The organism is Streptomyces sp. NBC_00568 (assembly GCF_026341855.1).
Lineage (GTDB): Bacteria > Actinomycetota > Actinomycetes > Streptomycetales > Streptomycetaceae > Streptomyces.
In genome coordinates, this window is record NZ_JAPENW010000001.1 from 3,778,039 (window position 1) to 3,799,632 (window position 21,594).

General features: G+C 70.9%; 20 protein-coding genes. 13 read left to right on the forward strand and 7 right to left on the reverse strand.

Annotation, left to right across the window (positions count from 1 at the left end; translation table 11 throughout):
- Window positions 1-113: 113 nt before the first annotated feature.
- The 8 genes from OOK38_RS16540 to OOK38_RS16575 all read left to right on the forward strand — a co-directional run bounded on the left by OOK38_RS16540 (window position 114) and on the right by OOK38_RS16575 (window position 10,821).
- Window positions 114-1,670: a resuscitation-promoting factor gene (locus OOK38_RS16540; RefSeq protein WP_266849349.1), complete on the forward strand. Its 1,557-nt coding sequence runs from the start codon at window positions 114-116 to the stop codon at window positions 1,668-1,670.
- A gap of 26 nt (window positions 1,671-1,696) precedes the next feature.
- Complete coding sequence (gene rsmA / locus OOK38_RS16545) at window positions 1,697-2,668, forward strand: 16S rRNA (adenine(1518)-N(6)/adenine(1519)-N(6))-dimethyltransferase RsmA (RefSeq protein WP_266759653.1); 972 nt, start codon at window positions 1,697-1,699, stop codon at window positions 2,666-2,668.
- Window positions 2,665-3,558: a 4-(cytidine 5'-diphospho)-2-C-methyl-D-erythritol kinase gene (locus tag OOK38_RS16550; RefSeq protein WP_266759651.1), complete on the forward strand. Its 894-nt coding sequence runs from the start codon at window positions 2,665-2,667 to the stop codon at window positions 3,556-3,558. The genes rsmA and OOK38_RS16550 overlap by 4 nt, the downstream gene beginning before the upstream one ends.
- 184 nt (window positions 3,559-3,742) lie before the next feature.
- Window positions 3,743-5,548 (forward strand): ABC-F family ATP-binding cassette domain-containing protein, encoded by a 1,806-nt coding sequence (locus OOK38_RS16555; RefSeq protein ID WP_266759649.1) that lies wholly within the window; start codon window positions 3,743-3,745, stop codon window positions 5,546-5,548.
- Window positions 5,549-5,590: 42 nt separating this feature from the next.
- On the forward strand, window positions 5,591-5,779 hold the full coding sequence (locus OOK38_RS16560) for a hypothetical protein (protein ID WP_266759647.1): 189 nt from the start codon (window positions 5,591-5,593) through the stop codon (window positions 5,777-5,779).
- A 183-nt stretch (window positions 5,780-5,962) separates the two neighbouring features.
- Complete coding sequence (locus tag OOK38_RS16565; protein ID WP_266759645.1) at window positions 5,963-7,822, forward strand: PQQ-binding-like beta-propeller repeat protein; 1,860 nt, start codon at window positions 5,963-5,965, stop codon at window positions 7,820-7,822.
- Window positions 7,823-7,901: 79 nt separating this feature from the next.
- Window positions 7,902-9,770 (forward strand): PQQ-binding-like beta-propeller repeat protein, encoded by a 1,869-nt coding sequence (locus tag OOK38_RS16570; RefSeq protein WP_266759643.1) that lies wholly within the window; start codon window positions 7,902-7,904, stop codon window positions 9,768-9,770.
- A 343-nt stretch (window positions 9,771-10,113) separates the two neighbouring features.
- Window positions 10,114-10,821 carry a response regulator transcription factor gene (locus OOK38_RS16575; RefSeq protein ID WP_266848562.1) on the forward strand — a complete coding sequence of 236 codons (708 nt, stop codon included), beginning with the start codon at window positions 10,114-10,116 and terminating at the stop codon, window positions 10,819-10,821.
- Window positions 10,822-10,914: 93 nt separating this feature from the next.
- Here OOK38_RS16575 and OOK38_RS16580 read toward each other — a convergent pair whose 3' ends face one another.
- From OOK38_RS16580 to OOK38_RS16590, 3 genes are all read right to left on the reverse strand, one after another.
- Window positions 10,915-11,811: an NAD(P)-dependent oxidoreductase gene (locus tag OOK38_RS16580; RefSeq protein ID WP_266759639.1), complete on the reverse strand. Its 897-nt coding sequence runs from the start codon at window positions 11,809-11,811 to the stop codon at window positions 10,915-10,917.
- A 71-nt stretch (window positions 11,812-11,882) separates the two neighbouring features.
- On the reverse strand, window positions 11,883-12,086 hold the full coding sequence (locus tag OOK38_RS16585; RefSeq protein WP_266759638.1) for a DUF397 domain-containing protein: 204 nt from the start codon (window positions 12,084-12,086) through the stop codon (window positions 11,883-11,885).
- Window positions 12,087-12,095: 9 nt separating this feature from the next.
- Window positions 12,096-12,947, reverse strand: coding sequence for a helix-turn-helix transcriptional regulator (locus OOK38_RS16590; RefSeq protein WP_266759637.1), 852 nt, complete (start codon window positions 12,945-12,947; stop codon window positions 12,096-12,098).
- Between the two features lie 245 nt (window positions 12,948-13,192).
- On the opposite strand from OOK38_RS16590, the gene OOK38_RS16595 reads away from it, so the two are divergent.
- Complete coding sequence (locus tag OOK38_RS16595; RefSeq protein WP_266759635.1) at window positions 13,193-13,594, forward strand: ATP-binding protein; 402 nt, start codon at window positions 13,193-13,195, stop codon at window positions 13,592-13,594.
- Here the strand turns inward: OOK38_RS16595 and OOK38_RS16600 are convergent.
- Window positions 13,591-14,418, reverse strand: a complete 828-nt coding sequence (locus OOK38_RS16600; RefSeq protein ID WP_266759633.1) for a DUF2182 domain-containing protein — start codon at window positions 14,416-14,418, stop codon at window positions 13,591-13,593. The two genes, OOK38_RS16595 and OOK38_RS16600, sit on opposite strands and share 4 nt — an antisense overlap.
- 197 nt (window positions 14,419-14,615) lie before the next feature.
- Between OOK38_RS16600 and OOK38_RS16605 the strand changes: the two genes are divergently transcribed.
- Window positions 14,616-15,269 carry a DUF1326 domain-containing protein gene (locus OOK38_RS16605; RefSeq protein ID WP_266759631.1) on the forward strand — a complete coding sequence of 218 codons (654 nt, stop codon included), beginning with the start codon at window positions 14,616-14,618 and terminating at the stop codon, window positions 15,267-15,269.
- Between the two features lie 166 nt (window positions 15,270-15,435).
- On the opposite strand, the gene OOK38_RS16610 is transcribed toward OOK38_RS16605, so the two are convergent.
- Together OOK38_RS16610 and OOK38_RS16615 are read right to left on the reverse strand one after the other, a co-directional pair.
- Window positions 15,436-15,744, reverse strand: a complete 309-nt coding sequence (locus OOK38_RS16610; protein ID WP_266759629.1) for a hypothetical protein — start codon at window positions 15,742-15,744, stop codon at window positions 15,436-15,438.
- A 40-nt stretch (window positions 15,745-15,784) separates the two neighbouring features.
- On the reverse strand, window positions 15,785-17,485 hold the full coding sequence (locus OOK38_RS16615; RefSeq protein ID WP_266759628.1) for a sodium:solute symporter family protein: 1,701 nt from the start codon (window positions 17,483-17,485) through the stop codon (window positions 15,785-15,787).
- A gap of 175 nt (window positions 17,486-17,660) precedes the next feature.
- Between OOK38_RS16615 and galT the strand changes: the two genes are divergently transcribed.
- The 3 genes from galT to galK are packed head-to-tail and all read left to right on the forward strand — an operon-like array spanning window position 17,661 to window position 20,863.
- On the forward strand, window positions 17,661-18,746 hold the full coding sequence (gene galT / locus OOK38_RS16620) for a galactose-1-phosphate uridylyltransferase (protein WP_266759627.1): 1,086 nt from the start codon (window positions 17,661-17,663) through the stop codon (window positions 18,744-18,746).
- Entirely contained in the window at window positions 18,743-19,708 is a 966-nt protein-coding gene (gene galE / locus OOK38_RS16625) for a UDP-glucose 4-epimerase GalE (RefSeq protein ID WP_266759626.1), read from the forward strand. The genes galT and galE overlap by 4 nt, the downstream gene beginning before the upstream one ends.
- Before the next feature lie 12 nt (window positions 19,709-19,720).
- Entirely contained in the window at window positions 19,721-20,863 is a 1,143-nt protein-coding gene (gene galK, locus OOK38_RS16630; RefSeq protein ID WP_266765725.1) for a galactokinase, read from the forward strand.
- A 77-nt stretch (window positions 20,864-20,940) separates the two neighbouring features.
- Here galK and OOK38_RS16635 read toward each other — a convergent pair whose 3' ends face one another.
- The gene (locus tag OOK38_RS16635) at window positions 20,941-21,432 is read right to left on the reverse strand and encodes a GNAT family N-acetyltransferase (RefSeq protein WP_266765724.1); all 492 of its coding nucleotides are present in this window, start codon (window positions 21,430-21,432) and stop codon (window positions 20,941-20,943) included.
- Window positions 21,433-21,594 lie beyond the last annotated feature (162 nt).

Genomic DNA, 21,594 nt, shown 5'->3' on the forward strand with positions numbered 1-21,594 from the left:
CCGCCGCGCCGGACGCACCGACCGTGCCCCTCGTGCCCCTCGGGCTCGACGGGCTCGAGGGGGACGGCATGGTCCGTGTGTCTGGCGTGTCTGGCGTGTCTGGTGTGACCGGTGTGACGGCGGCTGCGTACGCGGAGCGCTCCGGCTACGCGGAGCGCTCCGGCCACCAGGAGTACTCCGGCCATGCGGACCACGCGCGGTACGAGCCGTACGGCCAGGGCTACCCGGACCCCTACCGCCCGGTGTACGAGGCGCGCACACCCGAGCCCGCCGTGCCCGACGGGCCTCCCGCGCCAGGAGTGCCCGGCGTACCCGGAGCCTTCGGTGCGCGCGGTGCGTTCGCTGTGCGCCGGGTGTCCGGCGCGCCCGACGCGCCGACCGAGCCCCGCCTCCCGCGTCAGTCGGCGGACACCGTGACCGTCGCGAACCCCGCGGGCGGAGGTGCCCTGCCGGGGGCGCGTGAGGCGTACGGGGACGCCGGGAGCCCTGACGGCACGGACAGGCCCGACGGCGTGCGCGCGACCGGCGGGCGGGCCGAGGCGCGCCGCGCGGCCCGCCGCAAGCGCGCCACCGAGCGCCCGGACGCCCTGCGCCGGCTGCTCCCGCAGGCTCTGGTCGTGGCTTTCCTGGCCGGCGGCACCTCCGCCTTCGTCGCCAACGACAAGGCGATCGAGCTCAGCGTCGACGGCAGGCCGCGCACGCTGCACACCTTCGCGGACGACGTGACGGAACTGCTCGCCGACGAAGGCGTGAAGGTGGGGCCGCACGACGTCGTCGCGCCCGCCCCCGGCACGGCCCTCGCCAGCGGGGACGAGGTCGCGGTGCGCTACGGGCGCCCGGTGCACCTCACGCTCGACGGAGACCGGCGCAGGGTGTGGACGACCGCGCACACCGTGGAGGGTGCGCTCAGACAGCTGGGGGTGCGCGCCGAGGGCGCCTATGTGTCCACCTCGCGCTCCCAGCGCATCGGACGCGAGGGCCTGGCGCTCCACGTGCGGACCGAGCGCACGGTCACGATCATGGCCGACGGCCGGGCGCGGACGATCCGCACCAACGCCGCGAGCGTCGGGGAGGCCATCGAGGAGGCCGGGATCACCCTGCACGGACAGGACACGACCTCCGTGGCGGCCGGGAGCTTCCCGCGGGACGGCCAGACGGTCACCGTCCTGCGCGTCACCGGGACCAGAGAGGTCCGCGAGGAGCCGATCCCGTTCGAGGTGCGGAGGACGGACGACTCCTCGCTGTTCAAGGGCATCGAGGTCGTCGAGCGCCCAGGTCGCTTCGGAGCGCGGCGCGTCACGTTCACCCTGCGGACCGTCAACGGTGTCCGGCAGAGGCCGCTCCGCGTCCGGTCCGAGGTGGTGCGGGAGCCGCAGGTCCAGCTGGTCAGGGTCGGTACGAAGCCCCATCCCGTGGCCGTCGACGGCGCCGACCACCTGGACTGGTCCGGCCTCGCCGCGTGCGAGTCGGGCGGCCGCCCCGGCGCGGTGGACCCGTCCGGCACATACGGCGGCCTCTACCAGTTCGACACCCGCACCTGGCACGCCCTGGGCGGCAGCGGGCGCCCCCAGGACGCCCCGGCCGCGGAACAGACCCTCCTGGCGAAGAAGCTGTACGTGCGGCGCGGGGCGAGTCCCTGGCCGCACTGCGGGCCACGGCTGCACGGCTGACCCGAGTCCCCCCGTACCCTGGGCTCGTGACCAGCCCCACCCCCGACGCCCTCCTGGGCCCCGCCGACATCCGCGAACTCGCGGCAGCCCTCGGCGTACGGCCCACCAAGCAGCGCGGCCAGAACTTTGTGATCGACGCGAACACGGTGCGCCGCATCGTGCGGACCGCGGAGGTGCGGCCCGACGACGTGGTCGTGGAGGTGGGACCCGGCCTCGGCTCACTGACGCTGGGCCTGCTGGAGACGGCGGACCGGGTCGTCGCCGTCGAGATCGACGACGTCCTCGCGAGCGCGCTCCCCGCGACGGTGGCGGCGCGCATGCCGGACCGGGCCGAGCGGTTCGCGCTCGTGCACTCGGACGCGATGCACGTCCGGGAGCTGCCGGGCCCGCCCCCGACCGCGCTGGTCGCGAACCTCCCGTACAACGTCGCCGTGCCCGTCCTGCTGCACATGCTCGACACCTTCCCGACCATCGAGCGCACCCTCGTGATGGTCCAGGCGGAGGTCGCCGACCGGCTCGCCGCGGCGCCCGGTTCGAAGGTGTACGGCGTGCCGTCCGTGAAGGCGAACTGGTACGCCGAGGTGAAGCGGGCCGGCTCCATCGGACGCAATGTCTTCTGGCCGGCCCCCAACGTCGACAGCGGGCTCGTGTCGCTCACCCGGCGCGCCGAGCCGATCTCCACGACCGCGGCGAAGAGCGAGGTGTTCTCGGCGGTGGACGCGGCCTTCGCGCAGCGCCGCAAGACCCTGCGCGCCGCCCTCGCCGGATGGGCCGGTTCGGCCCCCGCCGCCGAGGCCGCGCTCGTCGCCGCCGGTGTCTCCCCGCAGGCACGTGGCGAGTCGCTGACGGTCGAGGAGTTCGCCCGGATCGCGGAGAACCGCGGCGAGGTGAACGGCGGGGACACCAAGGGCGCCCGCCGGTACCGCGACGCGAACGCCGACGGCAGCGGCGCCGGGAAGGCCGAGAACGCCGAGAACGAGGAGTCGACCCAGCCGTGACGGTGACGGTACGCGTCCCTGCCAAGGTCAACGTCCAGCTCGCGGTCGGCGGCGCACGCCCCGACGGCTTCCACGACCTGGCCAACGTGTTTCTCGCGGTCGGCCTGTACGACGAGGTCACGGTCACCCCTGCCGACGAGCTGCGCGTCACCTGCGCGGGCCCGGACGCCGCCCAGGTGCCCCTCGACCGGACGAACCTCGCGGCCCGCGCGGCCCTCGAACTCGCCCGCCGGTACGGCATCGACCCCGCCGTCCACCTCCACATCGCCAAGGACATCCCCGTCGCCGGGGGCATGGCGGGCGGCAGCGCGGACGGAGCGGGCGCGCTGCTCGCCTGCGACGCGCTGTGGGGCACGAACGCCTCGCGCGACGAACTCCTCGACATCTGCGCCGAATTGGGCAGCGATGTGCCGTTCTCCCTGGTGGGCGGTGCGGCGCTCGGCACCGGGCGCGGTGAGCAGCTGCGCGCCCTGGAGGTCGGCGGGACCTTCCACTGGGTCTTCGCGATGGCCGAGCGCGGGCTGTCGACCCCGGCGGTCTTCCGGGAGTTCGACCGGATGAACGAGGGCGTACGCGTCCCGGAGCCGGCCGCCTCGCAGGACCTGCTGGACGCGTTGGCGAAGGGGGACGCGGGGGCCCTCGCGCGCACTGTGTCCAACGACCTCCAGCCCGCGGCCCTCTCCCTCTTCCCGGCCCTCGCCGACACCCTCGCCGCGGGCCGCACGGCCGGCGCCCTCGCCGCGCTCGTCTCCGGCTCGGGCCCGACCACGGCGTTCCTCGCCGCGGACGCGGGATCCGCGCGGACGATCGCCGAGGCCCTGCTCGCGTCGGGCACCTGCCGTTCCGCCCGCGTCACCGGGAGCCCGGCGCCCGGCGCGACGGTGCTCTGACGCAGGCCGGACGTCCGCCCTGGTCACCGGCCCCGGCTTCCCGGACGCCCGGCTCCGGCCTCCCTGGGGCACCACCCCGGCCCCCTGGGCGTGCGGCTGGGGCGGGGCGGGGTACGCCACGGCTCGGTGCCCCTGCGGCGCGGACTACCCTTGAGGGTCGATCGTCCCCCTTGTCAGGAGAGAAATGGCCGTCAACCTGGTCAATGTCGAGTCCGTCAGCAAGGTGTACGGCACCCGTGCACTGCTCGACGGAGTCTCCCTCGGCGTCAGCGAGGGGGACCGGATCGGCGTGGTGGGCCGGAACGGCGACGGCAAGACGACCCTGATCCGCATGCTCGCCAAGCTGGAGGAGCCCGACACCGGCCGCGTCACGCACTCCGGCGGCCTCCATGTCGGCGTGCTGACCCAGCACGACTCGCTCGACCCCACGGCCACCGTCCGCCACGAGGTCATCCGCGACATGGCCGACCACGAGTGGGCGGGCAACGCCAAGATCAGGGACGTACTGACGGGCCTCTTCGGCGGTCTCGACCTGCCCGGGTTCCCGCAGGGGCTCGACACGGTGATCGCCCCGCTCTCCGGTGGCGAGCGACGGCGTATCGCGCTGGCGAAGCTGCTCATCGAGGAGCAGGACCTGATCATCCTCGACGAGCCCACCAACCATCTGGACGTCGAGGGCATCGCCTGGCTCGCCAAGCACCTGCGCGAGCGCCGTTCCGCGCTCGTCTGCGTGACGCACGACCGGTGGTTCCTCGACCAGGTCTGCACCCAGATGTGGGACGTGCAGAAGGGCGCGGTCTACGAGTACGAGGGCGGCTACTCCGACTACGTGTTCGCCCGGGCCGAGCGCGAGCGCATCGCCGCGACCGAAGAGGTCAAGCGGCAGAACCTGGTCCGCAAGGAGCTGGCGTGGCTGCGGCGCGGAGCACCCGCCCGTACCTCCAAGCCGCGCTTCCGCGTCGAGGCCGCCAACGAGCTGATCGCCGATGTGCCGCCGCCCCGCGACAAGAGCGAACTGATGAAGTTCGCCAACTCGCGGCTCGGCAGGACCGTCTTCGATCTGGAGGACGTGACCGTGCAGGCCGGGCCCAAGGTGCTGCTCAAGCACCTGACCTGGCAGCTCGGCCCCGGCGACCGCGTCGGCCTCGTCGGTGTGAACGGCGCGGGCAAGACCTCCCTCCTGCGCGCCCTGGCCGAGGCCGCCCGCAGCGAGGGCGAACAGCAGCCCGCCGCCGGCCGGATCGTCACCGGCAAGACCGTCAAGCTCGCCTACCTCTCCCAGGAGGTCGGCGAACTCGACCCGAACTGGCGCGTGCTCCAAGCCGTCCAGGCCGTCCGTGACCGGGTCGACCTCGGCAAGGGGCGCGAGATGACCGCCGGGCAGCTCTGCGAGACGTTCGGCTTCAACAAGGAGAAGCAGTGGACGCCGGTCGGGGACCTCAGCGGTGGTGAGCGCCGGCGGCTCCAGATCCTGCGCCTGCTGATGGACGAGCCCAACGTCCTCTTCCTCGACGAGCCCACCAACGACCTCGACATCGAGACCCTCACCCAGCTCGAGGACCTCCTCGACGGCTGGCCCGGCTCCATGATCGTGATCTCCCACGACCGCTTCTTCATCGAGCGCACCACGGACAACGTGTTCGCGCTCCTCGGCGACGGCACCCTGCGGATGCTCCCGCGCGGGATCGACGAGTACCTGGAGCGGCGCCGGAAGATCGAGGAGGCGGCCGCGGCCGCCGTGCTCGCCGCCGCCCCGGCCCCGGTCAAGGCCGCTTCCTCCGCCGACGCCCGCGCCGCCAAGAAGGAACTCCAGCGGATCGAGCGGCAGCTGGACAAGATCTCCGAGAAGGAGACCAAGCTGCACGCCCAGATCGCCGACAACGCGACCGACTTCGGGAAGGTCGCCCAACTCGACGCCGAGTTGCGCGAGTTGGCCGGGGAGCGCGAGGAACTGGAAATGCGCTGGCTGGAGCTGGCGGAGGACGCGTAACGGCGACGGGCGCACAGCCCTCCTCGACCGGGGTGCCCTCTCGTGCGAACGAAGGCACCCGGGCGGTGGTTCGCGAGGGCGCTCACCGGGCGCGCTCGCCAGGCGCGCACGGCCCCTCAGGAGGGCGTGCGCCTCGCGCTCGACGCTCCGGGGTTCCAGGACGCGCCCCTCGTCACGGCGCCCCTCGCGGCGATGAAGGCACCGTGCGTGCCCGGCGTGAAGGGCGCGTGAAGGCGCGTAACGACGGCATCACAGCCCGGTCCTCCCTTGGGAACAGGGCGCGCACCGGCCCCCTGCCCGCGCCCCCCCAAGTGATAGAAAGAGCCGTCTGAGAACAGTCTGAGAACCACCCGGAGCGGCGCGAATCCAGCGCCCCCGGTGGGGCGCCACATCAGTGAAGAGGGGGAAGCGCTGATGAGTCAGCCGCCGAATCAGCCGCCGCAGGGCGGTTTCGGAGCACCGCAGGACCAGCCGCCGACGGGCGGTGCGAACCCGCCGCAGGACCCGCGGTCGCAGGGTGGTTTCGGCGCGCCCCAGGGCGTACCGCAGGGCACGCCGCCCAACACGCCTCCCGCGCCGCAGGGCCCGCCCCCTGCCCCCGCGGGCCCGCCCCAGCCCACTCCGCCCGCCGGGGCCCCGCAGCCCGGCTACGGGTACCCCCAGCAGCCCGGCCCCTACGCCCAGCCGGGCCCGTACGGCCAGCCGCAGCAGCCGGGGCCCTACGGGCAGCCCGGGCCGTACGGATACGGGCAGCAGCAGCCGGGGTACGGGTATCCGTCCCAGGCGCCGTACCCGGGCGCGCCCGGCACCCCGCCGCCCGGCGGTCCGGGCGGGGGCTCGAAGAACCCCTTCAAGGGCCGGCCCGCGCTCGTCATCGCCGCGGCGGTGGCCGGACTCCTCGTCGTCGGCGGCACCGTATGGGCCGTCACCAGCGGGGGTGACGACGGGAAGAAGCCCGTCGCGAAGGAGTCCCCGAGCCAGAGCCCGAAGACCTCCGCGTCGGACGATCCGGTCAACCCCGGTGACGGCAGCGGTGACGGCGGTGAGGACGAGGAGAACCTGAACGCGGACCGCAAGCCGGGCGAGGCCAAGGTGCTCTGGTACAAGTCGGCGCCCGACGCGCCCGGTTCCGGCGCCGACGCCCCCGGCCTGTGGGTCACCGACAAGGCCGCGGTGAAGGCGGCGTACAAGCAGCTCTTCGCGTTCAATGTCGGGGACGGAAAGCCCGCGTGGGACGCGCTGACGTTCCCGCAGAAGATCTGCGCGGTCACCCCGCAGAAGACGGCCGACGACAAGGTCGTCATCGCCTACATGAGCGGCTCCAGCAGCAGCGCCAAGTGCAACCAGCTCCAGCAGATCGACCTGAACACCGGCGCCAAGGGCTGGACCGGGAAGGTCGCGGACGGCGCCCTGTTCGACAGCGCGATCTCGATCGACCTGTCCATCGCCGGCGACACGCTGACGGTCGGCCGCTCGATGTCGGGAACGGGCTACGACGTCTCCAGCGGCAAGAAGCTGTGGGACAAGGAGAAGTACGGCGCCAGCTGCTACCCGGCGGGATTCGCGGGCGGCTCCAAGCTGGTGGCCGTCTCGTCCTGCGGGGCCGGCAGCGACACCGAGCACGACGAGGTGCAGGAGCTGGACCCGGCCACCGGCAAGGCCAAGTGGACGAAGAAGATCCCCGAGGGCTGGCGGGTCGAGCGCGCCTACTCCGTGGACCCGGTCGTGATCTACATGACCAACGAGAAGAAGAAGACCGTCAACGTCACCACGCTGACGGACAACGGCGACCTGCGCTCGCAGCTCAAGAGCGACGACGGCTTCGCGCCCGAGTGCGGCTTCGCGATCCTCAGCCGTGACCTGACCGGATGCTTCGGCGCCGTCGCCGACACCGACACGCTCTACCTGCCGACGGACGAGAAGACCGGAGCCAACGAGATCGTCGCGTTCAACCTGGCGACCGGCAAGGAGAAGTGGCGCGTCAAGTCCCCCGTGGACGCGGCGATGATGCCGCTGAAGATGGACGGCACGAACCTCATCGCCTATGTCGAGGCGTCGTACGACGGCGGCGGCCGCATCGTGTCGGTTCCGACGACCGGCGGCAGCCACACGCTCACCAAGCTGCTCCAGAACCCGCAGGGCACCGCGAACATCGAGAACGGCTTCTACTCGAAGGCCGTCGACTACGTGGACGGACGCTTCTACATCTCCACCACCCGGCTGACGGGCAATGACGAGGCGAAGGAGAAGCTGATGCTGGCCTACGGCAAGTGACCCTCGCCCAGACCCAGTTCCTTCGCGCCCCGCACGCACACCGGCCCGTCGTCCCAACGCATCCCGAGGTAGTCACGTCATGAGCCAGCCGCCCCCGCCACCGCCGAACCAGCCCCCGCCCGGTGGTTTCGGCGCACCGCAGGACCCGCCCCCCGGTGGTTTCGGCGCACCGCAGGACCCGCCCCCCGGTGGTTTCGGCGCACCGCAGGACCCGCCCCCGGGCGGTTTCGGAGCGCCGACGCCTCCGCCGCCCGCGCAGGGTCCGGGCTACGGCTACCCGCAGACGCCCCCGCCCCCGCAGACCGCTCCGCCCGCGAGCCCGCCGCAGCAGCCGTACGGCTACCCGCAGACGCCGCCCCCGGCCCAGCCGGGCTACGGCTACCCGGGCCAGCCGCAGGCCCCGTACGGCGCCCCGGGTCAGCAGCCGTACGGCTACCCGCAGCCGCAGACCATGCCGATGCAGCCGCAGGCTCCCAAGGGCGGCGGCGTGCGGAAGCTCAACAGCCAGATGCTCATCATCGTGGCGGCCGTGGTGGCCGTCGCGCTGATCGTCGGCGGCGGCGTCCTGTACACGAACACCTCCGGCAAGGACGACAAGAACAACTCCGGGGGATCGAGCGGCGGCACCGGCGGCAAGGGCGACGACGCCAAGGGCGGTGACGACAAGGGTTCCGGCGGCAAGGAGAAGGCGCCGGCCAACACCAGTTCCTCGCTGCTGTTCCAGATCCCCGCGCCGGCCGTGCCCAAGGGCGACACGAGCGTGACCACGGCCGGCTCCTGGCTCACCGACAAGGTGTACGCCAAGAGCGGCGTGGCCGAGATCAACGGCTACGACCCGGACTCGGGCGCCAAGAACTGGACGCTCAAGCTCCCCGGCCCGGTGTGCCAGGCGAGCCGTCACACCACGGACGCCGACCGCACGGCGATCATCTACGAGCCGGCCATGCCCACCAAGGCGCAGCCCTCGCACGGGTGCAGCCGGCTCGCCGCCATCGATCTCGACACCGGCAAGAAGCTGTGGACCCGGACGATCAAGTCCGGTGATGAGCCGATCAACATCGACAACGTGACGGTCAGTGGCAACACGGTCGCCGCGGGCAGCACCAGCGGCGGCGGTGCGTTCGACATCTCCACCGGCAAGGCCCTGTGGGCTCCGAAGTCGGGCGACAGCTGCTACGACGCCGGTTACGGCGGCGGGGACAAGCTGGTCGCGGTCCGCAAGTGCGGCGAGTACGGCAGCACGCGCCAGCTGCACATCCAGACCATCGACCCGAAGACCGGGAAGGTGATCTCCGAGTACAAGATGTCGCCCGGCATCGAGTACGCCAGCGTCGTCTCCACCGACCCGCTGGTCGTGGCCGCCGACGTCGGCGACTCCGCCGGTGACGGCAGCGGCATCTCGGACTTCTTCTCCATCGACAACAAGACCGGCAAGCTGCGGTCGAAGGTCTCCGCGCCCGGCAAGACGTACGCGGCCCGCTGCGACGGCATCTCGAGGATCGAGTACTGCTCCGGGCTCGCCGTCGGCAACGACAAGCTGTACATCCCGACGGAGGAGCACGACGGCACCGGCGAATACAGCCGGACCAACGAGATCGTCTCCTTCGACCTGGCCACCGGAAAGCAGACCGGCCAGCGCGGGGACGCGGGCGACGGCTACACCATCACCCCGCTGCGCATGGACGGCACCAGCCTTCTCGCGTACAAGCGGCCGCCGTACGACAAGGGCGGGCAGATCGTCTCGATCGACGGAACCTCCTTCAAGGCGACCAAGCTCATGGAGAACCCGGCGACCGAGGCGACGCGCGACGCGGAGTCCAGCATGCTCCCGGAGTACTCCGAGATCCTCTACGGCGACGGCCACCTCTACATGTCCCAGGTCTACGCGGGCAAGCCGTCCTCCGTGGACGACAAGGAGTACCTGGCGATCGCCTTCGGAACGAAGTAGCCGGTCCTTTCGGAGCGTTCGCCTTCGAAATGATCACCATGGAACGGTCATCTTTGGAGTGAAGTAAGGCGATCATCTTCGAAAGAATGCGTTGATCGTTCTCCGACGGAATTCGTTCGGTCCGAGACAACGTGTGCGGCCCCGTCCCTGCTCAGGGGCGGGGCCGCACACGTACCCCTCATCCCTCCCTAATGGGAGGGATTTCGATATTCCGGGGCACTTCTCTCCAGTAGGGGAAGCGCAACGTCGAACAAGCGTGTAGCTTCCGGGGGATGGAGAGCCGGGGGGCTCCTAATCCACGGGGAACCAGTGGGGATGCTTGGGGGGACTGGGGGGTTGCCTGATGGGAGTGCGGCTCATGGTGGTCGACGACCACCGACTGCTCGCCGAGGCGTTGGCCTCGGCTCTGAAACTGCGCGGGCACCGGGTGCTCGCCGCGGCGGCGCCCGCCGCGGGGGCGGCGGAGCTGGTGATCACACGGGCACCCGAGGTGTGCCTGATCGGCACGGCGACACCCGCCGAGCCGGGAATCTTCGACCCGGTGGTGCGGATCAAACGGGAGCGCCCCCAGGTGGCGGTCCTGGTGCTCGGCCCGGTACCGAACCCGCGCGGCATCGCCGCCGCGTTCGCCGCCGGAGCCTCCGGTTACGTACGCCATGACGAACGCATAGAGGGCGTCGAGCGCGCGATCATGAAGGCGAGGGCGGGCGAGGCGGCGGTGGCCCCGCAACTGCTCCAGGGCGCGTTCAGCGAACTGCTCAACCCCGCCGGCCAGCCCGACGACGAGGGCCAGCGGCTGCTCCAGATGCTCACACCCCGCGAGGTGGAGGTCCTGGTGAGGGTCGCCGACGGGGAGGACACCCGGCTCATCGCGGCCGGCATGGGCATCGCCCCGTCGACGGCTCGCACCCATGTCCAGCGGGTCCTGATGAAACTGGGCGTGGGCTCCCGTCTCGAAGCGGCGGCGCTCGCCGCCCGCACGGGCCTGCTGGACCGGGCGGGACCGCTCCCGGCGTCGGCACCGCACGGAGGCGCGGACGACTCCCTCTGAGGCGTATCCCTCCGAGACGTACGGCGTGCACGGGCCCCTGAACCTTCGGGGCCCGTCCACGGGTCTCCCGGGTCTACGAGGAGGAGTCCGGGTCTACGAGGAGGGGGGCTTCCCCTCCTCGAAGCTCGCGAAGTACGCGGCGGCCATGTCCTCGTCCCCGTGGCCCAGAGCGCCCGCGCGGCCAAGGCGTTCGGCGGCGGCTTCGGCGACGTCGAGACGGACACCGTGCCGCCGCCCGTCCCGCACGATCAGACGGGCGTCCTTCTCGGCGGTGGTGACCGCGAAGCTGGCCGGGGACAGCCGGTCCTCCAGGACGAGGGCCGCCTTCGCGTGCAGATAGCCCATGTCGAGCGGGCCGCCGGCGATGAGGTCGAAGAAGCTGCGCGGGTCCACGCCGAGGCCCTGCGCCAGGGCGAGGACCTCGCCGGTCGCGGCGGTGGCGGCCAGGACCCAGCTGTTGGCAACGAGCTTGAGCCGGGTGGCGCTGCCCGCCGAGCCGTCCTCGCCGGTCCACACGGTACGGGCGCCGACGGCGTCGAAGACGGGTGTCACGGTGTCCCGCGCCGCGCTCGGACCGGCGGCGAGCACGGTCAGCCGGCCGGCCTCGGCGGGTGCGCGCGTCCCGAGGACGGGAGCGTCGAAGAAGACGAGCCCGTGCGCGCGGGCGAAGTCGGCCAGCTCGCCGAGTGCCTCGGTCCCCGCGGTCGTGGACTGCACCCAGACGACCCCGGCGCGCAGCCCGGGTGCCGCCCGGCGCATGACATCGAGGGCGGCGGGGCCGTCGTACAGCATGGTCAGGACGACATCGGCGCCCTGTACGGCCTCCTCCGGGGTGTCCGCGACGTGCACGCCGTCGGCGGCCAGCGGCTCGGCCTTGGCACGGCTGCGGTTCCAGACGCGGACGCCGTGTCCGGCGCGGGCGAGGTTACGCGCCATGGCGGCACCCATGATTCCGGTGCCGAGGACGCTGACGGTGAGTTTTTCGGTCATGCGGTCAGCTTCCCTCCTCTGCGGCAGGCCCGGCATCACCTGCGGACGTGGTGCCCGATGTCCTCCGCCGCTCACACCGCAGGTGCGCCGAGTCCGCCGGACTTTATGTGGTGGACGAGTTGGGCGAGGGGACCGGGGGCGGTCGAGAGGTGGGTCGCGGGGGTGTCGCTCTCGCGGAGGTGGATGGTGCCTGGGGTGGCGGCGAGTTCGACGCAGTCGTTGCCTTCACCGCCGCCGGAGAAGGATGACTTCTGCCAGTTGGCGGGGATGGTCATGACGTCGCCTCACAGTTCCTTGGCCATCTTCCGGATGAAGTCGCGTGAGTGCCCGGGGCTCAGCGATGCTTCCTCAACTTTACGGAAGAGTGTTCGGAAGTGGGCCAGTTGGGCCTCGGAATCGACGAACGCGGTGCCGTGTGGTGCGTCGCGTACGACGGTGTCCAGGCGGGGCACGGGACCTCCGAGGTAGCCCATCGCGCTGCCGCCGCCCGCGAAGCCGTCCATGTCGAAGGGGATGACCCGAACGGTGACGTGCTCCCGTTCGGAGTACTCCAGGATGCGTTCCAATTGAGCTCGCGCGACCGGACGGTCGCCTACACGGATCCGCAGCGCGGCCTCATGGATCACGGCTTCGTACGTGATCGGTCCGGGTCGTTCGATGACCACGCGACGTCGCATTCGGTGGCTCACCCGAGGGTCGACCTCGCTCCGAGGCAGCTCCGGTGCCATGTAGGAGAAGAGGGCGCGCGCGTAGTCCTCCGTCTGGAGAAGTCCCGGAACGTGGATGACGGCCACGTCGTGCCGGAACGCCGCGTGATGGTCGAGCTCGGACAGGTCGAGAAAGGGGGTGGGGAGCACACCTCGGTACTCCTCCCACCAGCCCCGCGTACGGTCCGCCGCCATCCCGACCAGTGCCTCGATCAATTCCTGGTCCGTGCAGGTGCAGTGAGCCGCCAACCTGCGCAGGCGTTCTTCGCTGATACCAGAGCTGCCCGCTTCGATCTGGCTCATGTGGGTCGAGCTGGAGCCGAGCAGCCCGGCCACCTCCCGCGCCGACTTGCCTGCGGCCTCCCGCAGTCTGCGCAGCTCGGTACCCAGACGTACCTGTCGTGCCGTGGGCTGGTTCCGCATCGTCATCCGGTGCCGCCTCCTCAACGACCCTGAGAACGGGTGGGGTTGACCTCCCCGTTCGGGTGTCAGATTACGTGAGTGGCTTGCCGGGGTAGGAATTTCTACCCTACCGTCAGTGACGCGACGCACACGCTGCGGAACCCCGGGACTCCGGAAGCGCACCACTCCGTCCTGCCACGGCGGCGTGACACTGCCACCGCCCGCGCCCACGGCGACCTCTCGACTCCCCACACCAGAATCGGAGTTCACGCATGTCCGGAACCGAACCCTGGACCTATGTGCTGCACATCCCCCAGGACGACCGTGCGGTGACCGTCTGCCGTCGTACCGTCCGTCTGATCCTGACCCTGCACGGTCTGATCCGTCTCGTGGACGTGGCCGAGCTGCTGGCGGCGGAGCTGGTCTCCAACGCCGTACGGCATACGAAGGGGCCCGCGGCGCTGCGGCTGCACTGGCGGGACGGGGTGCTGCGGATCGGCGCGTGGGACGCGAGCCCGGTGCCGCCGTCGCACGACCTGGTGGCGGTACCCGACGCGGAGGCGGGCCGGGGTCTCGTCCTCGTCCGGGCCTGCGCGGACGACTGGGGCTGGCATCCGCTGCGGCAGGGCGGCGACATCGGCAAGTACGTGTGGTGCGACCTCGTTGCCGCCTAGGGGCGGAGCATCTCCGTCATGGGCGACTGCGACGGGGTCAGGCCCGGCAGCAGCCAGGGCTGGAAGAGGCTCAGTACCGCGAGTACCAGGAAGGCGGCCCCGACGACCTGCGAGAAGACGGGGCCCAGCCGCCAGAGCTTCTCCACGAAGATCACCACGGCCACCGCGGCCATCGCCAGGACGTTCATGACGCCCAGCGGGACGAGCACGACCATCAGCCCCCAGCAGCAGCCCACGCAGTACGCCCCGTGGTGCGCCCCGACCCGCAGATCGCGGGCCCGGGGCCGGAAGCCCGCGTAGCGCACGAGCTGGCCCATCGGGCTCCGGCAGTGCCGCAGGCAGATGTCCTTCCACGGGCCGAACTGGTAGAGCCCGGCGACCAGGAAGGCCCCGGCGCCGATCCAGCGCCCGGTGCCCGGGTGCTCGTCCACCAGGGCCCCGGTCCCGGCGAGGAGCCCGTAGGCGATCAGGCCGAAGGCCGTCCAGGCCAGCAGGTATCCGCCGGCGAACTGGGCGGTACGAGCCACCCGCACGACTCCCGTGGGCGACTGGCGCCCGATGGCCCGCGCCCAGGTGAGGGCCACCGGGGCCACCGACGGGAACATCATGGCGATCATCATGACCAGCCACAGCAGCAGGAACAGCGGGACGCCCATACCCATGGTTCCCGGCTCGACCCCCATGTCACGGGCCTGGTCGACCACCAGCACCCAGGCGAGGAGGGCGATCGACGCCATCACGGACCAGGCGAACGCAAGCTGCCGGGCCGACAGCAGATTTGCCGGACGCAGAGGGGGTGACAGGGCCTTCCGGTCGAGGCGCACACCTCCAGCACATCACGGCGGACCCGCGCGTGCGCGCGGGAACGCGTGTATGCGGAAGACACCTCCTCCGGGTGACCCCTGCGGTGGGACAATCGGAGTGAATGCGCACGACCCGGGCGTGGGCCGGCGATGGCTCCCGGGGGCTCTGCCGTCCTCCCGAGACCGACGCCCCGGCACGGTCACGAGGAGGCAGGGAGATGTCCGAGACGACGGCGACCGTTCCCCGGTGGCACGCGGCGGGCGACTGGTTCGACACCTGCAAGTGCAACGTGCCCTGCCCCTGCTCGTTCGCACAGCTGCCCACCCACGGCGATTGCGACGGCATCCTGGCCTGGCACATCCGCGAGGGCCGCTACGGCGATGTACGGCTGGACGGCCTGAACGTGCTGATGGTGGCCTCGTTCGTCGGCAACATCTGGGCCGAGCACACGGACACGTACGCCGCGGTCTTCGTCGACGAGCGCGCCGACGACCCCCAGCGCGAGGCGCTTCAGATGATCTTCGGTGGGCAGGCGGGCAGCTGGCCCGCCGAGATGGTGACCATGATGGGCGCCGAGATGCGCGGCATGGAGTTCGCCCCCATCGAGATCGAGGTCGCCGACGACCTCGCGAGCTGGCGGGCCGTGGTACCGGGCCGGGTCGAGGCGAGCGCGGTCGCGCTCACGGGACCCACGACCCCGGAGGGCGCGCGCGTCCAGTCGACCAACCTGCCGGGTGCGGAGACCGGACCGGGCCAGGTCGCGACCTGGGGCCGCTCGACGGTGGACCGCGCCGATGCCCACGGCTTCCTCTGGAGCCGCGAAGGCCGGTCCAGCAAGCACATCACCTTCGACTGGACCGGGCCCGGCTAGCCAGGTCGTCTCTTTCGGATACGCCGCGGGGCGCGGTGCCCGGGGGCACCTCCCAGCGGTGGCTGGGGGAGCGTCGCGGGTCAGCAAGATCCGGAAAAGACGGCCCGGCCGCGAAAGCGCCAAGGGCCGGAGTCCTCTCGGTGAACCCCGGCCCCCCGCAAGGGCGCTACTCCTCCGGCCCCTCGTCCTCGGACGCCGGTACCGGTACCGCCAGTGGGCGCAGCCACAGCCACACCAGGAAGAACAGGCCGAGGGCGAGCATGCCGAGGCCGGTCCAGAGGTTGATGTTGACGCCGTCCGCCTTGGCGAGGGCGGCGTCGGAGGCCGTGATGCCGGCGATGGTGACGATGACGCCGTAGACCACGAACAGGCCGCCGATGATGCGGCGGATGTCGAACAGACTGGCGGCGGTCGCGGACTTCTTCTCGAGTTCCGAGACCTCGCGCTGGGCGTCGCTTTCCGAATAGTCGGACATGGTTTCTTGATTCTCCCTCGTCGGAACGGGTCGGGACTCGTCAGAACGAGAACGGGATGTAGCAGGCGGTCGCCAGGATCAGCGCGCCCCAGCCCAGCAGGGCGGGCTTGCGGTACCAGGCGTCGTCGCCGGGGGCCGGCGGCTCGGCCATGCCGGGGGACACGGTGCCGTAGACCAGGCCCTGCAATTCCGCCGCGGGCTTCGGGGCGGTGAAGAGCGAGACCCCGACCATCACCACGCCGCCGGCCACGAAGGCGACGATCGCGGAGACGAAGTTGGCGCCCTGGTCGGAGGGGAAGCCGACGATGTCCTGCTTGTAGAGGACGAAGTAGTTCACCATCGCCGCCGTGGTGCCGGCCAGCAGGCCCCAGAAGCCCGACTTCACCGATGCCCGCTTCCAGAACATGCCGATGATGAAGACCGCGAACATCGGCACGTTGAAGAAGGAGAAGAGCGTCTGGAGGTAGCTCATGATGTTGGAGAAGGACGAGGCGAGGAAGGCCGTGCCGATCGACGCCAGGACGCCGATCACCGTGATGAGACGGCCGAAGCGGACGTAGTAGGAGTCCTCGCGGTCCGTCACCACGTACTTCGCCCAGATGTCCGTGGTGAACACCGTGTTGAAGGACGAGACGTTGGCCGCCATGCCCGCCATGAAGGCGGCCAGCAGACCGGTCACCGCGATGCCGAGGACACCGTTCGGCAGCAACTCCTGCATCAGGTAGGGGATCGCGTCGTTGTACTGGAGGTCCGAGCCGCTCGTGCCGATCTTCGGGACCAGGACGGCCGCCACCAGGCCCGGGATCATCACCAGGAAGACGATGAAGATCTTCGGGTAGGCCGCGATGAGCGGGGTGCGCTGGGCCGCGGAGAGGTTCTTGGCCGACAGCGCGCGCTGCACCTCGGCGAAGTTCGTCGTCCAGTAGCCGAAGGACAGCACGAAGCCCAGACCGAGCACGATGGTCAGCCAGTTGGCGCCGAGCGGGTTGTCGCTGCCGATGCCCGTGCCGCCCCAGGCCGTCGTGAAGTCGGCGCCGTGGGTCTTGTCCAGGGAGTCCGTCAGGCCGTCCCAGCCGCCCACCCGGTTCAGGCCGAGCGCGGCGATCGGGATCAGCGCCGCGAGGATCACGAAGAACTGGAGCACTTCGTTGTAGATCGCGGAGGAGAGACCGCCGAGGGTGATGTAGGCGAGGACGAAGAAGCCGGCGACCACGATCGCGACCCACTGCGGCCAGCCGAGCAGGGCCTCGACGACGATCGCGAGCGAGTAGAGGTTGACGCCGGCGATGAGGACGGCGGCGAAGGCGAACAGGATCGAACTCAGCAGGTGCGCCCATTTGTCGAAGCGCAGGAGCAGGAACTCCGGCACCGAGCGGACCTTGGAGCCGTAGTAGAACGGCATCATCACCAGGCCCAGGAAGACCATCGCCGGGATGGCGCCGATCCAGTACCAGTGCACGGTGTAGACGCCGTACTGGGCGCTGTTGGCGGCCATGCCGAGGATCTCGGTGGCGCCCAGGTTGGCCGAGATGAAGGCCAGGCCGGTGATCCAGGCGGGCAGTGAGCGCCCCGACAGGAAGAAGTCGAGGCTCGTCTTCACCGAGCGGCGGGCCGCGAAGCCGATGCCCAGGACGACCACGAAGTAGATGCCGAGGATCGTGTAGTCGAGTGCGTTCGTGGGGAGACGCAGCTCGGCGGCGAGCAGGGTGCCCGGTTGTGGCAGGTGTGTGGGGGACTGCATCAGAACTCGCTTCGTCGCGTGAACGTATCGGACCGGAACCTACGCCTCCGCATCTAAGAAATGAACACTTCTGATGGTGTCCTTTGTTTGATTGTGATGTTGACTGCGGTGGTGGCTTGTGGTTTGTTGTGTTCGGTTATGTTTGAAGGTTCGGGTGTGGATGGGGAGTCCGACTGTGAAGAAGACCTCGACCCGGCTGGCCGACGGTCGTGAGCTCATCTACTACGACGCGGGCGACGACACGGTGCGCGACGCGGTGGACCGGCGCCCGCTCGACCCGACCGTCACCACTTCGGAGGTGCGTCGCGACCCGCTCCTCGGCGACTCGGTGGCGATCGCCTCGCATCGGCAGGGACGCATCTACCACCCGCCGGCGAACGAGTGCCCGCTGTGCCCGTCCTCCGGTGGCCGGTTGAGCGAGATCCCCGACTCCTCGTACGACGTCGTGGTCTTCGAGAACCGCTTCCCTTCGCTGGCCGGCGACTCCGGCCGCTGTGAGGTCGTCTGCTTCACCTCCGACCACGACGCGTCCTTCGCCGATCTGACGGAGCGACAGGCCGGGCTGGTCCTGGAGGCGTGGACCGACCGCACCGCCGAACTGTCGCATCTGCCTTCCGTCCAGCAGGTCTTCTGCTTCGAGAACCGTGGCGCCGAGATCGGTGTGACACTCGGTCACCCGCACGGGCAGATCTACGGCTACCCCTTCACCACCCCCCGTACCGCACTGATGCTGCGCTCGCTCGCCGCGCACAAGGCGACCGGCGGCGCGAACCTGTTCGACGAGGTCGTCGCGCGCGAACTGGCGGACGGCTCACGGGTCGTCCTGTCGAGTGACCACTGGGTCGCCTTCGTTCCGTACGCCGCCCACTGGCCGTACGAGGTCCACCTCTACCCGCGCCGCCGCGTGCCCGACCTGCTGGGGCTCGACGAGGACGCGCGCACAGAGTTCCCCCAGGTCTATCTGGAACTCTTGAGGCGCTTCGACCGGATCTTCGACGGCCCGGACGGTGGAAAGGAAGGGGCGGGCGAGCCGCCGACGCCGTACATCGCGGCCTGGCACCAGGCACCCTTCGGCCCGCTGGAGGAGTTCGAAGGCGTCAACCGGGACGACTTCGCGCTCCACCTCGAGCTTTTCACCATTCGCCGCACTTCCGGCAAGCTGAAGTTCCTCGCGGGTTCCGAGTCCGGCATGAACGTGTTCATCAACGACGTGCCGCCGGAGACCGCGGCTCAGCGACTGCGAGAGGTAGCGAGTTCATGAGTGGGAAGTACCTGGTCACCGGTGGAGCCGGCTATGTGGGCAGTGTGGTCGCGCGCCACCTGCTCGAGGCGGGCCACGAGGTCACCGTCCTCGACAACCTCTCGACCGGGTTCCGCGAGGGCGTCCCCGCCGGTGCCGCCCTCGTCGAGGGCGACATCCGCGACGCCGCCAAGTGGCTGGACCCCTCGTACGACGCCGTCCTGCACTTCGCCGCGTTCTCGCAGGTCGGCGAGTCCGTGGTCAAGCCCGAGAAGTACTGGGACAACAACGTCGGCGGCACCATGGCGCTGCTCGCCGCGATGCGCGAGGCCGGCGTGCGCAAGCTCGTCTTCTCCTCCACGGCCGCGACGTACGGCGAACCCGAGACCACCCCGATCGTGGAGTCCGCGCCGACCAGGCCCACCAACCCCTACGGCGCCTCCAAGCTCGCCGTCGACCACATGATCACCGGCGAGGCCGCGGCGCACGGACTCGGCGCCGTCTCCCTGCGGTACTTCAACGTGGCGGGCGCGTACGGCGAAAGCGGCGAGCGCCACGACCCCGAGTCCCACCTCATCCCGCTCGTCCTCCAGGTCGCCCAGGGCCGCCGCGACGCGATCTCCGTCTACGGCGACGACTACCCGACCCCGGACGGCACCTGCATCCGTGACTACATCCACGTCGCGGACCTCGCCGAGGCGCACCTGCTGGCGGTCGCCGCCGCGACCCCCGGCGAGCACCTGATCTGCAACCTCGGCAACGGCAACGGCTTCTCCGTCCGCGAGGTCATCGAGACGGTGCGCCGGGTGACCGGGCACCCGATCCCCGAGGTCGTGGCACCGCGCCGCGGCGGGGACCCGGCGGTGCTGGTCGCCTCGGCCGACGCCGCCCGGGAACGGCTCGGCTGGAACCCGTCCCGCGCGGATCTCGCGGGGATCGTCGCGGACGCGTGGGAGTTCGCACAGAACGTAGCGAAGGGGTAGCAGGTGGAGCAGGTGGGGGTACGTGAGGGCTTCGAGGAGCTGTACGGTGCCGCGCCCGAGGGCGTCTGGGCGGCGCCGGGCCGGGTCAACCTGATCGGCGAGTACACGGACTTCAACGAGGGGTTCGTGATGCCGCTCGCGCTGCCGCACACGGCGGTCGCGGCGGTGTCCCGCCGGTCCGACGGGGTGCTGCGGCTGCACTCGGCGGACATCGACGGACCGGTCGTCGAGCTGCGCGTCGACGAGCTGGTGCCCCGGTCGGACACCGGCTGGGCCGCGTACCCGGCGGGCGTGGTGTGGGCGCTGCGCGAGGCGGGTCACGCCGTCGGCGGCGCGGACATCCATCTGGCCTCCACGGTCCCCACCGGCGCAGGGCTGTCCTCCTCGGCGGCCCTGGAGGTCGTCACGGCTCTCGCCCTCGACGACCTGTACGAACTCGGGCTCACCCGCCCCGAACTGGCACGCCTGGCACAGCGCGCCGAGAACGACTTCGTCGGTGTGCCGTGCGGTGTCATGGACCAGACGGCGTCGGCGTGCTGCACCGAGGGCCACGCCCTGCACCTCGACTGCCGCGATCTGTCCATCCGCCAGGTCCCGTTCGACCTCGCCTCCCAGGGCCTCGAACTCCTGGTCGTCGACACCCGGGTGAAGCACGCGCTCGGGGACGGGGCCTACGCGGAGCGGCGCGCGGGCTGTGAGGAGGGGGCACGGCAGCTGGGTGTGTCCCATCTGCGCGATGTCGCGTACGAGGACCTCGAAGCGGCCCTCGCCCGGCTCTCCGACGAGCGCGTCCGCCGTTACGTCCGCCATGTCGTCTCCGACGACCACCGGGTGGACCGGGTCATCACCCTGCTGGACGCGGGCGATGTCCGGGCGATCGGGCCCGTCCTGACGGACGGTCACGCCTCGCTGCGCGACGATCTGCGGATCTCCTGCGACGAGCTGGACCTCGCGGTCTCCACCGCGAACGCCGCGGGTGCGCTGGGTGCGCGTATGACCGGCGGTGGTTTCGGGGGCTCCGCCGTCGTGCTGGTGGAGTCGGCCGACGTCGACACCGTCACCAAGGCGGTCATGGAGGCCTTCGCCGCGGCAGGCTTCACGGCACCCAGGGTGTTCCCGGCGGTTCCTTCGGCCGGGGCCCGGCGTATCGGCTGACCCTCCGGGTTCTCTTCGCCTCCTCCGCCCCTTCCCGTCCCGTGTTCAGGGGGCTCCGCCCCCTGAACCCCCGCTCCTCAAACGCCGGAGGGGCTGAAATTCTCGCCGGAGAGGGGCGAGAGCCGCTTCGTCAGCGTGTACTCCGTGATCCCCGGTGGGTAGTCGGGGATCACGCACACCACCTCGTACCCCCGCTTCCGGTAGAAGTCCGGGGCCTGGAAGTCCCAGGTCTCCAGGCGGGCGGCGTGGCAGCCCCGCTCCTCGCGTGCGACGCGCTCGGCCTCCGCCAGGAGGCGGCTGCCGAGGCCCGTGCCCCGGGTCCGGGCGTCGACCCACAGGTATGTCACGTGGAGCCAGGTCGTCCAGGTGTGGCCCGCCAGACCGCCGGCCAGCTCGCCGGCCTCGTCCAAGGCCCAGAGATGGAGCGGACGTTCACGTTCCCCCGGGGTTCCGCGCAGGGCGCGCAGCACCGGGGAGGCCGCCGTGTTCGTGTCCAGCAGGCGTCTGCGGAGCAGATCCCGACGGTCTTTGTCGTCTCCTGTCTCGATACGAAACATACGGCTCACCATAAACGCGCTGGCCAACCAGTTCTGCAAATTACCTTCCGCTCCCCGCCCCCGGCCTTACCCTGATGAACAGTGCCGGTGGGGGCCGGTGCTGATCAGGGGGCGAGACGGTCGGGTACGACGCCCGAAGTGGGGGTAGCACTTCCAGCACGGCGGCGGCCGTGC